Annotated in this window: 13 protein-coding genes; 6 read left to right on the top strand and 7 right to left on the bottom strand. The window is 70.4% G+C overall.

The window, feature by feature from the left end:
• Window positions 1–1,265, top strand: a 1,265-nt coding sequence (locus VNW53_RS17645) for a class I SAM-dependent DNA methyltransferase (protein ID WP_325557175.1), incomplete at its 5' end; no start/stop codon positions are given.
• Here VNW53_RS17645 and VNW53_RS17640 read toward each other — a convergent pair.
• The 4 genes from VNW53_RS17640 to VNW53_RS17625 form a co-directional block, all read right to left on the bottom strand.
• Entirely contained in the window at window positions 1,262–2,164 is a 903-nt protein-coding gene (locus VNW53_RS17640; RefSeq protein WP_325557181.1) for an Hsp33 family molecular chaperone, read from the bottom strand. The genes VNW53_RS17645 and VNW53_RS17640 overlap by 4 nt on opposite strands.
• 222 nt (window positions 2,165–2,386) lie before the next feature.
• On the bottom strand, window positions 2,387–3,322 hold the full coding sequence (argF, locus tag VNW53_RS17635; RefSeq protein ID WP_325557173.1) for an ornithine carbamoyltransferase: 936 nt from the start codon (window positions 3,320–3,322) through the stop codon (window positions 2,387–2,389).
• On the bottom strand, window positions 3,319–4,512 hold the full coding sequence (locus tag VNW53_RS17630) for an aspartate aminotransferase family protein (protein WP_325557180.1): 1,194 nt from the start codon (window positions 4,510–4,512) through the stop codon (window positions 3,319–3,321). The genes argF and VNW53_RS17630 overlap by 4 nt, the downstream gene beginning before the upstream one ends.
• Window positions 4,513–4,697: 185 nt before the next feature.
• Entirely contained in the window at window positions 4,698–5,516 is an 819-nt protein-coding gene (locus tag VNW53_RS17625; protein WP_325557179.1) for an ABC transporter permease, read from the bottom strand.
• Between the two features lie 250 nt (window positions 5,517–5,766).
• Between VNW53_RS17625 and VNW53_RS17620 the strand changes: the two genes are divergently transcribed.
• From VNW53_RS17620 to VNW53_RS17610, 3 genes are all read left to right on the top strand, one after another.
• Complete coding sequence (locus VNW53_RS17620; RefSeq protein ID WP_325557172.1) at window positions 5,767–6,267, top strand: GcrA family cell cycle regulator; 501 nt, start codon at window positions 5,767–5,769, stop codon at window positions 6,265–6,267.
• A gap of 387 nt (window positions 6,268–6,654) precedes the next feature.
• On the top strand, window positions 6,655–8,112 hold the full coding sequence (xseA, locus tag VNW53_RS17615; protein WP_325557171.1) for an exodeoxyribonuclease VII large subunit: 1,458 nt from the start codon (window positions 6,655–6,657) through the stop codon (window positions 8,110–8,112).
• Window positions 8,113–8,156: 44 nt separating this feature from the next.
• Window positions 8,157–8,381, top strand: coding sequence for a DUF2093 domain-containing protein (locus tag VNW53_RS17610; RefSeq protein WP_325557170.1), 225 nt, complete (start codon window positions 8,157–8,159; stop codon window positions 8,379–8,381).
• A 19-nt stretch (window positions 8,382–8,400) separates the two neighbouring features.
• Here VNW53_RS17610 and VNW53_RS17605 read toward each other — a convergent pair whose 3' ends face one another.
• Window positions 8,401–9,327 (bottom strand): lysophospholipid acyltransferase family protein, encoded by a 927-nt coding sequence (locus VNW53_RS17605; protein ID WP_325557168.1) that lies wholly within the window; start codon window positions 9,325–9,327, stop codon window positions 8,401–8,403.
• A gap of 127 nt (window positions 9,328–9,454) precedes the next feature.
• On the opposite strand from VNW53_RS17605, the gene VNW53_RS17600 reads away from it, so the two are divergent.
• Both VNW53_RS17600 and hisN read left to right on the top strand, forming a co-directional pair.
• Window positions 9,455–9,847: a helix-turn-helix domain-containing protein gene (locus VNW53_RS17600; protein WP_414693295.1), complete on the top strand. Its 393-nt coding sequence runs from the start codon at window positions 9,455–9,457 to the stop codon at window positions 9,845–9,847.
• A 26-nt stretch (window positions 9,848–9,873) separates the two neighbouring features.
• On the top strand, window positions 9,874–10,716 hold the full coding sequence (gene hisN / locus VNW53_RS17595; RefSeq protein ID WP_325557164.1) for a histidinol-phosphatase: 843 nt from the start codon (window positions 9,874–9,876) through the stop codon (window positions 10,714–10,716).
• Here hisN and VNW53_RS17590 read toward each other — a convergent pair.
• Together VNW53_RS17590 and VNW53_RS17585 are read right to left on the bottom strand one after the other, a co-directional pair.
• Entirely contained in the window at window positions 10,713–12,263 is a 1,551-nt protein-coding gene (locus tag VNW53_RS17590) for an alpha/beta hydrolase (RefSeq protein ID WP_325557163.1), read from the bottom strand. The two genes, hisN and VNW53_RS17590, sit on opposite strands and share 4 nt — an antisense overlap.
• An 11-nt stretch (window positions 12,264–12,274) precedes the next feature.
• The gene (locus tag VNW53_RS17585) at window positions 12,275–12,592 is read right to left on the bottom strand and encodes an SCP2 sterol-binding domain-containing protein (protein WP_325557162.1); all 318 of its coding nucleotides are present in this window, start codon (window positions 12,590–12,592) and stop codon (window positions 12,275–12,277) included.
• Window positions 12,593–12,655 lie beyond the last annotated feature (63 nt).

Here is a 12,655-nt window from a genome sequence, read left to right as displayed (position 1 = left end):
CCATGGCGCTGATCAGCCTGAACCGCCACGAAGAGGCCGCCACGGCTCTGGCCCGGTCCGTCGAGATCGATCCCACCCAGCCGCAGGCCTGGGACAGCCTGGCCGGGGCGCTCGCCCAGCTCGGCCGTTTCGATGAGGCGGAGGCCGCCTGCCGCGCGGCCATGGCGGTGGGCGGCGAGTCCGGCTCGGCCTGGCAGATCGTCGCCATGGCCCGCACCGCCCAGGACGACTTCCCCGCCGCCGCCGAGGCCTTCGCCCGGGCCGTCGAGCTGGACGGCGGGAGCGCCAGCCTGTGCGCCAACCTGGGCGCGGCGCTGCTGAAGTGCGGCCGGTTCGCGGAGGCCGATGCGGCCCTGGCCTCGGCCGCAGGCTTCCCCGACGCGACGCCCGCCATCGTCGACGCCCGGCGGCTCAGCGGCCTGATCGCCGCGGCCCTGGCCGGCGACATCGACGCCAGCGCCGACGACGTCCCTGGAGGGCCGGACACGCCCGACCTCCATTTCAAGACCGCGCTGCTGCTGCTCGACGCGGCGGGCGACCAGGCAGCGGCGGCGCGGGTGGCGAAGGCCTGGGCGGCGCGCAGGCCGGACAACGCCGAGGCCCTGCACCTGCGCGACGCGCTTTCCTCTCGCGCCGTGGCGCGGCAGCCGGCGGCCCTGGTCGCCCAGCACTTCGACAACCTCGCCGAGGCCTTCGACGAGCACCTGACGGCTCGGCTGGGCTATGACGGCCCGGCGCAGCTTCGTGGCCTGCTCAGAGCCTGCGGCGAGCCCAGGGGCGACTTCGACGTGCTGGACCTGGGCTGCGGCACCGGGCTGTGCGGCGAGGTCGCGGCGCCCTACGCCCGGCGGCTGGCCGGCGTCGACCTGTCGGGCGGAATGCTGGCCCAGGCCCGCGCGCGCAACCTCTACCAGAGCCTGGAGCAAGGCGACCTCAAGGACGCGCTGGACGCGCCGGGCGCGCGCTGGGACCTGATCGTCGCCTTCGACACCTTCCCCTACCTGGGCGCCCTGGAGGAGACCTTCGCGGCGGTGGCCAGGGCGTTGCGGCCCGGCGGCTGGTTCGCGTTTTCCACCGAGCACACCGATGGCGACGGCTACCTGCTGCGCGGCAACGGCCGTTTCGCCCATGGCGCGGCCTATGTCGCCGCGCTGGCGGCCGGCCGCTTCGAGATCGTCAGCCGGCACACCGCCCCGCTGCGCCGCGAGGCGGGCCGCAACGTGGACGGCGGCTACTACCTGCTGCGGGCCCCTGAGGCCGCCTAAGCGGTCTCCAGCACCTGCGGCTCCACGGCGTAGGTCTTGGAGCAGTACTCGCAGGTGACGCGGATACGCCCGTCGTCCTCGACCATGTCGGCGCGCTCGGCCGCGTCGAAGGACTTCAGCACCGTCTCGATGCGGTCTTGCGAGCAGCGGCAGAAGGCGCGCAGCGGCTGGGAGCCGAACACGCGCACGCCGTCCTCGTGGAACAGGCGAAACAGCAGGTGCTGGGACGACAGCTCCGGGTCGGCCAGCTCATCCTCGCCCACGGTCTCGAAGAAGGCCTGGGTGCGGATCCAGGCCTCGGTGGTCGAGCCGCGCGCATCGTCCTCGGCCACCGACTGGATCAGCATGCCGCCGGCGCGCCACAGGCCGTCCGACTGACCGACGGCCAGTCGGACGCGCGTGGGGGTCTGTTCCGACTGGGCGAAATACTGCTCGGCGCAGAGCGCCAGCGTCTCGCCCTCGATGGCGGTGACACCCTGGTAGCGGTCCATGTCCGGGCCCTGGTCCACGGTCATCATGAAGTGTCCGGCGCCCAGCAGCGACTTGGCCCCCGGCCGCGAGAACCCGCCGCTCGCCGTCTCGACCGCCTCGGCGTCGAAGCCGCAATAGCCGCGCAGGCCGCCAGAGGTGTCGTAGTCGGCGACCACGAACCGCACCGGCCCGTCGCCCCGCGCCTCGACGATCAGCCGGCCGTCGAACTTCAGGTTGGAGCCCACCAGGGCGGCGAGCGCGCAGGCCTCGCCCAGCAGGTTGGCGACAGGCTCCGGATAGGCATGCGCGCGAAGGATCTCGTCGATGGCGGGCCCCAGGCGCGCCAGGCGCCCGCGCACGGGTTCGCCCTCGATCTGGAAGGCGGTGACCGCGTCATCGGGGATGGGAGGAGAAGGCATCGGCGGCATATAGGAGTCCAAAGACGAAAAGCGAGCGTGGCTCATGGTCTCAGATCCTCCCCTGTCGCGCAGACGAGGGGGGAGGTGGATCGGCGCGAAGCGACGAGACGGAGGGGGCGCGTAGGCGGCGCGCTCCAAGCGATTCAAAGCCCCGTCGCCCGCACGCCCCCTCCGTCAGCTTCGCTGACACCTCCCCCGAAGTGTTCCCTTCGGGGGAGGAGCTGGATTTTCTCAGATCGCCCCGAAGCACCAGGCGAGGATGGACTTCTGGGCGTGAAGGCGGTTCTCGGCCTCGTCCCAGATCAGCGACTGCGGGCCGTCGATCACCTCGTCGGTGACCTCCTCGCCGCGGTGAGCGGGCAGGCAGTGCAGGAAGACCGCATCGTGCTTGGCCAGCTCCATGAGCTGCTCGTCCACCTGATAGGGTTCGAGCGCGTCGATCCGCTCGTCGTGGTCGGTGTCCCCCATGGAGACCCAGGTGTCGGTGATCACCACGTCGGCGTCCTTCACCGCCTTGTGCGGGTCGTCGGAGGCGTAGACCTGCCCCTGCTCCTGGGCCGCGCGGGCCAGGTCCTGGAGGTCGGGATGGAAGATGGCCGGCGCGGCGATGTTCAGCCGGAAGCCCAGCTTCGGCGCGGCGTGGATGAAGCTGGCGCAGACGTTGTTGCCGTCGCCCACATAGGCCAGCGTCTTGCCGGCCACCGGCCCGCGGTGCTCCTCGATGGTCAGCAGGTCGGCCATGATCTGGCAGGGATGGCTCCGGTCCGACAGGCCGTTGATCACCGGCACGGTCGACGACATGGCCAGCCGCTCCACGTCGGCGTGGTTGTTGGCGCGGATCATCACCGCGTCGACCATGCGCGACAGCACCCGGGCGGTGTCGTCGATCGGCTCGCCGCGGCCGAGCTGCATGTCGACGGCGTTGGAGATGATCACGTCGCCGCCCAACTGGCGCATGGCCGCGTCGAAGGAGAAGCGGGTGCGGGTGGAGTTCTTCTCGAAGATCATCGCCAGCGTCCGGCCCTCGGCGGGCGCGTCGGCGTCGCGCCGGCCCTTCGGCCAGCCCAGGCGCGCGGTCTTGCGGCGCTTGGCGTCCTCCAGGATCGCGCGCAGGTCCGAGCCCTGCAGCTTCCAGAGGTCGAGGAAGTGCCTGGGCGGCTGGCTCACGCCGCCGGCGCCCTGGCTTGGCTTTGGGCCTTGGCGCGCGCGGCCTCGCAGGCGCCTTCCAGCTTGCCGATGGCCTCGCTGGCTTCCGCCAGGGTGAGGTTGAGCGGGGGCAGCAGGCGCACGCAGTTGTCGCCGCCGCCGGCGATCAGCAGATGCTGGTCGCGGGCGTGCTGCATGAACTCGCGGTTGGGCGTGCGGAGCTTCAGCCCGATCAGGAGGCCCTTGCCGCGGATCTCCTCGACCACGTCGGGGTAACGTTCGGTGAGGCCGGAAAGCTGCTGGGTGAAGTAGCCGACGATCTCGCGCACATGGGCCATCAGTTCGGGCCGGGTCAGCTCGGCCAGCGAGGCCTCGCCCACCGCCATGGCCAGCGGGTTGCCGCCGTAGGTCGAGCCGTGGGAGCCCACGGTCATGCCGCGGCCGGCTTCCGCCGTCGCCAGGCACGCGCCGACCGGGAAGCCGCCGCCCAGGGCCTTGGCGATGGCCATGATGTCGGGCGCCGCGTCGTCGGCCCACTCATAGGCGAACAGCTTGCCGGTGCGGCCCAGGCCGCACTGGATCTCGTCGTAGATCAGCAGGGTCCCGGTCTCGTCGCAGAGCTTGCGGATGGCGGTGAGGTCTTCCGCAGGCCAGGAGCGCGCCCCGCCCTCGCCCTGCACCGGCTCCAGGATGATCGCAGCGGTGGTCGGGCCGACCGCGGCGCGCAGGGCCTCCATGTCGCCGAACTTCAGGTGGACGAAGCCCGGCATCGGCGGGCCGAAGCCTTCCAGGTAGCTCGCGTTCCCCGAGGCGTTGACTGCCGCCAGCGTCCGGCCGTGGAACGAGCCGTCGAAGCCGACGATGTCGATCCGCTCCGGCCGGCCCTTGGCCCAGTGATACTTGCGTGCGGTCTTGATGGCGCACTCGATGGCCTCGGCGCCGGAGTTGGTGAAGAACACCTCGTCGGCGAAGGTGGCGTCGGTCAGCGCCTTGGCCAGCTTCTCCTGGCCCGGGATCGTGAAGATGTTGGAGACGTGCCAGAGCTTCTCGGCCTGCGCCTTCAGCACCGCCACCAGCTTGGGATTTGCGTGGCCCAGGGCGTTGACCGCGATGCCGGCCATGCAGTCGAGGTAAGCCTCCCCGTCGGTGGTGTAGAGACGCGCGCCCTCGCCTCGCTCGAACGCCAGCGGGGTGCGGCTGTAGACACCCATGATGTGGTCGCTGGGAACGGTCGCGGGCGCTTGGGGCGCAGTCTTCTCGGTCACCGGAGGAGCCCTCCAAAACGGAAGCATCCCCGCCGCGATGCGACGGGGACTGGAAGGCTTGGCGTTCTCGTCTTCTAGAGGGGCTGTGTCAATGAAATCGCTGCCCCTCCCCGTCACGGAGAGGGAACGAGCTAGGTCTTGATCTTGTAGCCGGTCTTGAACATCCGGTAGCAGATCCAGCCGAACGCCAGGACCAGGCCCGCGGTCATGGCCATGCCGACGCCCAGCGAGCCCTCGGCGCGGCCGATGAAGCCGTAACGGAAGCCGTCGATCAGGTAGAAGATCGGGTTGAACTTGGAGAAGGTGCGGAACGGCTCCGGCAGCTTTTCCACCAGGTAGAAGGTGCCCGACAGGAAGGTCATCGGCATGATGACGAAGTTGGTCACCGCCGCCATGTGGTCGAACTTCTCAGCCCACAGGCCCGCCATGATGCCGAGGAAGCCCATGATCAGGGCGGCGCCGACGCCGAAGTAGAGGATCGCCCAGGGCTCGGCCGCCGGCAGACGCGCGAAGGGCAGCACGGCCAGCATGCTGATCGCGCCCACGAAAAGGCCGCGGGTGGCCGCCCCGGCCCCGAAGCCCGCCAGATGCTCGAAGGGCGACAGCGGCGGGGTGATGAAGTCGCCCATCAGGCCGTTGAACTTGGCCTGCAGCAGCGACGACGAGGAGTTGGCGAAGGCGTTGGACAGGATCTGCATCATGATCAGGCCGGGCGCCACGAAGGTCCCATAGGCCACCCCGTGCACCTCGCGGCCGCCGCCGACCGCGACCACGAAGACCAGCATGTAGAGCAGGGCCGTCACCACCGGCGCGGCCAGGGTCTGCATCCCCACCTTGATGAAGCGGCGCACCTCGCGGACGTAGAGGGTCTGCAAGCCAACCCAGTTGACGCTCGGGTAGTCGCGCGGCTGCGGCGGCAGGACCGCTTCGGTCAGGGCCATGTCCTTCATGCCCCTCATGTGCGCCGCCCGGGGCTGCGTCGCAAGAGCGCCGGCGCCGCGGCCGGGTTCCACGGCCAGAACTGCGACCGACCGACGCTACATCTAGTTCCTGTGGACGAAAGGCAGGGCGCCTATTGTGGCCCTTAGCGAGTTGTTTACTACTGGTGGTGGCTGGTGAGCAGCGAGATTGCTGGGCGCCACAAGATGTTGAATCCGCAGCGCAGGGGTGCGTTGCAGACAACAAGGGCGGGAGGCGAAGATGGGCTGGACAGACGAACGGGTCGAACTTCTGAAGAAGCTCTGGCAGGACGGGCTTTCGGCCAGCCAGATCGCCAAGCAGTTGGGCGGGGTCACCCGCAACGCGGTGATCGGCAAGGTCCACCGCCTGGGCCTTTCGGGCCGGGCGACCCCCTCCAAGCCCGCCCGCACGACCTTCAAGGCGCCGCGTCCGGCGCGCCCGGTCACCTCCACGCCGTCGGCCCCGCGCCGCATCGCCGAACCGGCGGCCCACGCGCCGCACCCGGCGCCGGTGCGCTATGTCGAGGAGTCCCCAGGCACGGCGACCGTGCTGACCCTGGGCGCCCACATGTGCAAGTGGCCGATCGGCGACCCGTCGATGGACAACTTCACCTTCTGCGGCCGCAGCGCCGGCGACGGCCCCTACTGCCACGAGCACAGCCAGGTGGCCTATCAGCCGGCCCAGGCCAAGAAGCGTTCGGGCGCCGCCGAACTCGCCCGGAGCCTGCGCCGCTACATTTAGTTCACCGAGATCCGCCAAGTGAGGCGGCTTACCGATCCGTTGGGGATGGGGACGCGTTCGGCCCGCGGCGGTTTTCCGCCTGCAGGGCCGGGCGCGTCCTTTTCCTTATCCCCGCCCAGCTGTCATCCCGGAAGCCGCGCAGCGGCTATCCGGGATCCATAAACGCCAACTTCGAAGGCTGTGGCGCGATGCTCTGGACGTAGAGACAATCCCAGTGCGGATTGCTCTCTTCGATGAGCACGACTTTCCAATCCCGGCGCCAGCGTTTCAGCCGCTTCTCGAAACCAATCGTCTCGGTGACCTCTCCATAGCCTCTAGAACATTAGAAGAACATCTTCAACAATGGATCGCCTTGGGATTTGAACCCCACACCGCTACCTTCCCTCCATGACCGATGTCGCCCCGGACCCGTCCGCCGCCCCGACGGAAGGCGGCAACGCCAAGCCCTATTCGGTGTCGGAGCTGGCGTTCGCGCTGAAGCGGACGCTGGAGGACGCCTACGGTTTCGTGCGGCTGCGCGGCGAGATCTCCAAGGTCACCCATCACGCCAACGGTCACGTCTACCTGACGCTGAAGGACGAGCGGGCGGCCATCGACGGGGTGGTCTGGAAGGGCCAGGTGCGCGGCCTCGGCATCCGCCCCGAGCAGGGGCTGGAGGTGATCGTCACCGGCAAGATCACCTCCTATCCGGCGGGCTCGCGCTATCAGATCGTCATCGAGACCATGGAAGCCGCCGGGGTCGGCGCACTCCTGGCGCAGCTCGAGCGGCTGAAGGCCAAGCTGGCGGCCGAGGGCCTGTTCGCGGTCGAGCGCAAACAGGCGCTGCCCTCCATGCCCGCGGTGGTGGGCGTGATCACCAGCCCGACCGGCGCGGTGATCCGCGACATCCTGCACCGCATCCGCGACCGCTGGCCCTGCCGGGTAATCGTCTGGCCGGTGGTGGTGCAGGGCGATCAGGCCGCCGCCCAGGTCGGCGCCGCCATCCGCGGCTTCGAGGCGCTGGATGAAGACGGGCCGATCCCGCGGCCGGACGTGCTGATCGTGGCGCGCGGCGGGGGCTCGGTGGAGGATCTCTGGCCGTTCAACGACGAGGCCCTGGCCCGCGCCGTCGCGGCCTGCACGATCCCGCTGATCAGCGCCGTGGGCCACGAGACCGACACCACCCTGATCGACTTCGTCTCCGACCGCCGGGCGCCGACGCCCACCGCCGCGGCCGAGATCGCCACGCCGGTGCTGGCTGAGCTGAAGGCCCTGGTCGGCGACCTGGGCGCGCGGATGCACCGCTGCGGGGGCCGGGCGGTGGAGGATCGCCGCGGCCGCGTCCAGGCGGCCGGGCGGGCGCTGACGCGGGTGGGCGACCTGGTGGAACTGGCCGCCCAGCGGTTCGGCATCGTCTCCGGCCGGCTGGCCGCGGGCCTGGCGAAGAACGCCGCGGCGCATGAACGCGACCTGGTGCGGGTCGCCTCGCGGCTGTCGCCGCTCCTGCTGCAGCGACCGCAGGCGGTGCAGCGCCAGCGGCTGGACGGCGCGGCCGCGCGCCTGCATCCGGGCGTCATGCGCGGCCTGGAGCGGGCCGGCGAGCGCCTGGACGCGCTGTCCAAGCTCTACGTCTCCGTCGATCCCGACCGGCCCCTGCAGCGCGGCTTCGCCCGGGTGACCCGCGCCGACGGCTCCATCGTCCACGCCGGCGCGATCCTGGCGGGCGGCGAGGAGGTGGCGATCAAGTTCGGCGACCTGGTCACCCGCCAGGCGGTGATCGAGGGCGCGGCGGCCGAACCAGCGGCGGCCAAGCCCCTCCGGCCAAGGCCGAAGGCGGCGGGCGCCGCGCAGGGCGAGCTGTTCTGAGCGCCCTCTGTTCCGGAGAGGGGCGGCGCGCTAAATAGACGCTCATGAACGCCTTCGATCCGGATTTCTCGGCCGCCGACCTGGCCAAGCTGCACTACGGCGACGGAGACTTCGCCGTTCTGAAGCCCGGCCGCTATGTGGTCTGCGCGGTCAGCGGCAAGAAGGTGCCGCTGGAGCAGTTGCGCTATTGGTCGGCCCCCCTGCAGGAGGCCTACGCCGGCCCAGCCGAGGCCCTGCAACGCTGGCGCGAGACCAACAGCCCAGGCTGATCCCACCAGAGTGGAGGCTCTAGACCCCCGCCTTCGCCTTTGCCTTGTAGGTCTCGTTCGGCCAGCGCTTGTGCACCCAGAACCACTCGGCGGGGCGGGCGAGAACGCGTTCCTCCATGAAGGCGTTGATCCGGCCCACGGCCGCCATGATGTCGGCGTTGCGGTCGCCGGTGTCCTCCAGCCGGAACGGCTCGTGAACGATCACCTTGAAGCGCGCGCCGCGCAGGCGCTGCACGCTCATCGGCTGGATCGGAACCCCGTAGCGCAGGGCGAAGGTGGAGGGTCCCGGCGCCGTGCGGGCCATCCGGCCGAAGAAGGGGGCGGCCACTCCGCCGTTGAACTTCTGGTCGTTGAGCAGGGCCACGGATTCGCCGCGGGCCAGCGCCCGGAACAGCTCGCGCGCACCGTCCGCGCCCTTCGGCGCGAAGAGCTTCACCCCATAGCGGCGTCGGTTGGCGACGATGCGGGCGTCCACGTAGGGGTTGTTGGTGGCCCGGTAGGTGATCTGGCACTGGACCCCGGCGCGCACGATGGCCAGCGCCATGACGTCGAAGTTGGAGAAGTGGCCGCTGATCAGCACGGCCGGCCCTCCGCCGTTCGCCAGGGCGGTCAGGCGCTCCAGGCCTTCGACCTGGATCCGGTCCGGCTCCTCGGCGATCCGGTCGAGGATCGGGAACTCGGCCATCCATCGGCCGGTCTCTTCCCACTGGGCGCGCAGCATCCTCCGGATGTCGGGCTCGGTGGCGGTTGGGAAGACGATCCGCAGGTTGGTTTCCGCGACGTGGTGGGCGCTGGTTAACGGACCCAGGGTGCGAAATAAACAGGCGCCGAAGTCGGAAACTGCGTCGACCGGGAACAAACGTGCTAAAAAGCGTGCAATATCATACAGCCAAGCTTCGATATGCCACAGCAGGGACTGGCGCCTGGGAGACCGAGATTCTGTCATGCATCTTTACTAAGGCTGGCTTCGTAACCTTAGCAACGCGCGCGTTTGGCGCGGGGCTTGCGGCGGACCCCGCGTGCCGTCCCGGACTGGGACATTGGGGTTTGAGGAGGATGGGCGTCGCGTCATGATGGACTTGATCGATATTCATCTGGGTCGCCGGCTTCGCCGTCGCCGCCGGATCCTGGGTTTGACCCAACAGCAGCTCGCCGGCGCGTGCGGCGTGCGCTTCCAGCAAATCCAGAAGTATGAGTGCGCAGCCAACCGTATGTCTGCGGCCAGACTGTGGCAGCTCGCCGAGGTGCTCGAGGTCCCGGTCAGCTACTTCTACGAGGGGCTCGGCCAGGAAACCCACGTCGACAAGGATCCGGAGCCGCCGGAGCCGCATCAGGGCAAGGAGACCAAGGATCTGATCCAGGCCTTCTACAGCCTTAGCGAGCGGCCGCGCCAGCGCCTGCTGGACCTGGCCAAATCCCTGAACGAGACCGATCCCGAAGTCAGCGTAGGGCATGCGTTTCCCTGAGCCGCATCAGGGGGTAAAGCGGTCGGATGACCTCTCCGTCCCGCCGCTCGCCCGCCTCCGAAAAGATCGCCCCTGAGAAGATCGTTGAGCTCGACGCGTTCCTGGTCGAGCTCAACCGCGCCGCCGGCGCCGCCATCCTGCCCCTGTTCCGCGCCGACCACGGCCTGGTCGACAAGGGCGGGGCCAAGGGCTTCGACCCCGTCACAGAGGCCGACAAGGGCGCCGAGCGCGCCATCCGCGCCCTGATCTCCGAACGCTATCCGGACCACGGCGTCATCGGCGAGGAATATGGCGAGGATCGCCCCGACGCCGAGTTCGTCTGGGTGCTGGATCCGGTGGACGGCACCCGGGCCTTCATCGCGGGCCTGCCGGTGTGGACCATCCTGATCGGCCTGCGCCACAACGGGGCGCCGGTCCTGGGCTCGATCTGCCAGCCCTACATCGGCGAGCTCTTCATCGGCCACGCAGGCGGATCGCGGCTACAAACCCGCGGCGGCAATCGGCCGCTGAAGGTCCGCCCCTGCCCCGGCCTGTCGGGCGCCCTGATCGCCACCACCGACCCGATCATCTTCCAGGGCGCCGAGCGCGAGGCCTGGCGCAGCGTCCGCGCGGCGGCGCGCCTGGCGCGGCTGGGGTGCGACGCCTATGCCTACGCCATGGTCGCGGCCGGCACGATGGACCTGGTGATCGAGACCGGCCTCAAGGCCTGGGACATCGACGCGGCGATCCCGGTGATCGCCGGCGCGGGCGGCGTCACCACCGACTGGAACGGCCAGCCGGTGGGCGCCCATGGCGGGCGCATCGCCATCGCCGGCGACCGCGCCTGCCTGGACGAGGCGCTGGCCGTCCTTGGGGCCGTCGGGCCTTAGGCCTTCGTCGGCGCAGGCTTCGGGGCCGCCGGCTTCCTGGCGGCCGGCTTCCTCGCCGCGGCGGGCTTCTTTGCGGCCGCGGGTTTCCCGGCGGCCGCAGGCTTGGCCGTCTTCGGCGCCTTGGCGGCGGCCGGCTTGGCGGCCGGTTTCTTGGCCGCAGCGGGCTTCTTGGCGGCGGCGGGCTTCTTCGCGGCCGCGGGTTTCCTGGCCGCGGCAGGCTTGGCCCCGGCCTTCGTCGCGGGCTTCTTCACCGCCGGAGCCTTGGCGGCCGCCGGCTTGGCTGCGGCCTTGCCCGGAGCCTTCTTCGCGGGGGCCTTCTTGGCCGTGGCCGGTCTGGCGGCCGCAGTCTTGGCGGTCGCGGACGCCTTGGCGCCGGCCTTGGCCGGAGCCGCAGCCTTGGCGGTCGCCGACTTGGCCGCGGGCTTCTTCGCCGCCGGCTTCCGGGCCGCGGGCTTCTTGGCCGCAACCGGCTTGACGGCGGCGGGCGCGGCGGGCTTGGGCGCAGGCGCGGCGGCGGCCGTCGGGGCCGGAGCCGGCGCAGGCGCGGGGGCCGGAGCCGCGGCGGGCTTCGGCGGCGCGGCGGGCGTCGGGGCGACACGGCCGGTGAGCGCGTCAAGCGCCCTCAGGAAGATGTTACGCATCGGGTCGGTCTCCATCAGGATTTCGTGAAAAGCGCCGGGGACGTTGATGAACTTTCCCTGCGGCAGGTGACGGGCGGCGGCGGCCTGGGCGGCCGTATCGACGAGCTGGTCGTCCTCGGCAGAGACAATGACCACCGGTACGGTGACGTTCCGCAAGGTGTCGGCCCGGGCGAGGTAGGCGGTGGCCCGCAGGCCGAAGTCGATCCACCCCCAGGTCGGCCCGCCCAGCGCCAGTTTCGGCTCGGCGGCGACCAGGCCCCAGGCGCGCGCATAGCGCACCGGGTCATGGGTGAGCGCGTTGCCCTCGAACGGCGCGTCGAAGGGCGCGCCGGGGCCGGCCACGGTGTAGCGCCCGCCGCCGCCGATCATCAGGTTGAAACCGGTCAGCAGCTTCGACACCAGCAACGGGAACGGGGTGCGCAGGCCCAGCATGGGGGCCGACAGGATGGCGCCGGCGAATCGCGTCTCGCCCTGCGCCATCGCCAGGAGCGTCAGGCAGCCGCCCATGGAATGGGCCACCGCCACCCAGGGCTTCGGGAGCTGGTCGTGATAGGCGCCCAGGAGGGCGCGGAAGTCGTCGAGATAGGCCTTGTAGCCGCGTGCGTGGCCCTTCAGCGGATCGGCCAGGTCGCGCTGCGACAGCCCCTGGCCGCGCCAGTCGTGGGCCAGCACCACGAAGCCGCGGTCCAGGCATTCGCCGATGAACTCGTAGTACTTCTCGATGGCCTCGGTGCGCCCGCCCGACAGCACGATGGAGCCGCGCGCCCGACCGCCGCTCCTCACGCTCGGCGGGGTGAACAGCGCCGCCCGCAGCTTCGCCCCGCCCGCGCCGGTGAACCACGAGGCTTCGCCGCCAGGCGGAGCCTTGGCGTCGGCGGTCTCGATCAAGGGCGCCGGGTCGAGCATCTGGACTGGTCTTACGCGGCCTTGGAAAACAGGGATTGAATCTTCGGCTGCAAACGCATGGCGAGCCCCATGTCGGAGAGCCGCAGGCGTCCGGTCATCATCGCCCGCGTCGGGTCGAGTTCGCCCTTGCCGAGGGCGGTCAGGTCCTTGAGGGCGACGGTCACCACCAGGTCGGCCGGCAGGTCGTCATTGGTCACCGCCGCGCCGTCGATGTGGATGACGCCCTCGCCCTTCAGATCGAGCTTGATCGACGAGCCCAGGCCCGCGGCGCCGGCCTCGGACGCCGCGGCGCGGCGGATCCGATCGGTCAGCTCCTCAAGCGTCGCCATTCGCGAACCCCAGCTTCCGCCTATTGCACCCCAGACACTGAGCTTCGCTTCTGACGTGTGCGA

Source organism: Phenylobacterium sp., assembly GCF_035569475.1.
Classification (GTDB): Bacteria; Pseudomonadota; Alphaproteobacteria; order Caulobacterales; family Caulobacteraceae; genus Phenylobacterium.
Note: the sequence above shows the minus strand (reverse complement) of the source record. Positions and strands in the feature narration are given on the sequence as shown.

Excerpts from the sequence above, each read along its gene's own strand:
- VNW53_RS17605 (WP_325557168.1), bottom strand. The coding sequence starts at position 9,327 with ATGACAGAATCTCGGTCTCCCAGGCGCCAGTCCCTGCTGTGGCATATC.
- VNW53_RS17600 (WP_414693295.1), top strand. The coding sequence starts at position 9,455 with ATGGACTTGATCGATATTCATCTGGGTCGCCGGCTTCGCCGTCGCCGC.
- VNW53_RS17630 (WP_325557180.1), bottom strand. The coding sequence starts at position 4,512 with ATGGGTGTCTACAGCCGCACCCCGCTGGCGTTCGAGCGAGGCGAGGGC.
- xseA (WP_325557171.1), top strand. The coding sequence starts at position 6,655 with ATGACCGATGTCGCCCCGGACCCGTCCGCCGCCCCGACGGAAGGCGGC.
- VNW53_RS17585 (WP_325557162.1), bottom strand. The coding sequence starts at position 12,592 with ATGGCGACGCTTGAGGAGCTGACCGATCGGATCCGCCGCGCCGCGGCG.
- VNW53_RS17620 (WP_325557172.1), top strand. The coding sequence starts at position 5,767 with ATGGGCTGGACAGACGAACGGGTCGAACTTCTGAAGAAGCTCTGGCAG.
- hisN (WP_325557164.1), top strand. The coding sequence starts at position 9,874 with ATGACCTCTCCGTCCCGCCGCTCGCCCGCCTCCGAAAAGATCGCCCCT.
- VNW53_RS17640 (WP_325557181.1), bottom strand. The coding sequence starts at position 2,164 with ATGCCGCCGATGCCTTCTCCTCCCATCCCCGATGACGCGGTCACCGCC.
- VNW53_RS17625 (WP_325557179.1), bottom strand. The coding sequence starts at position 5,516 with ATGAAGGACATGGCCCTGACCGAAGCGGTCCTGCCGCCGCAGCCGCGC.
- VNW53_RS17590 (WP_325557163.1), bottom strand. The coding sequence starts at position 12,263 with ATGCTCGACCCGGCGCCCTTGATCGAGACCGCCGACGCCAAGGCTCCG.
- VNW53_RS17610 (WP_325557170.1), top strand. The coding sequence starts at position 8,157 with ATGAACGCCTTCGATCCGGATTTCTCGGCCGCCGACCTGGCCAAGCTG.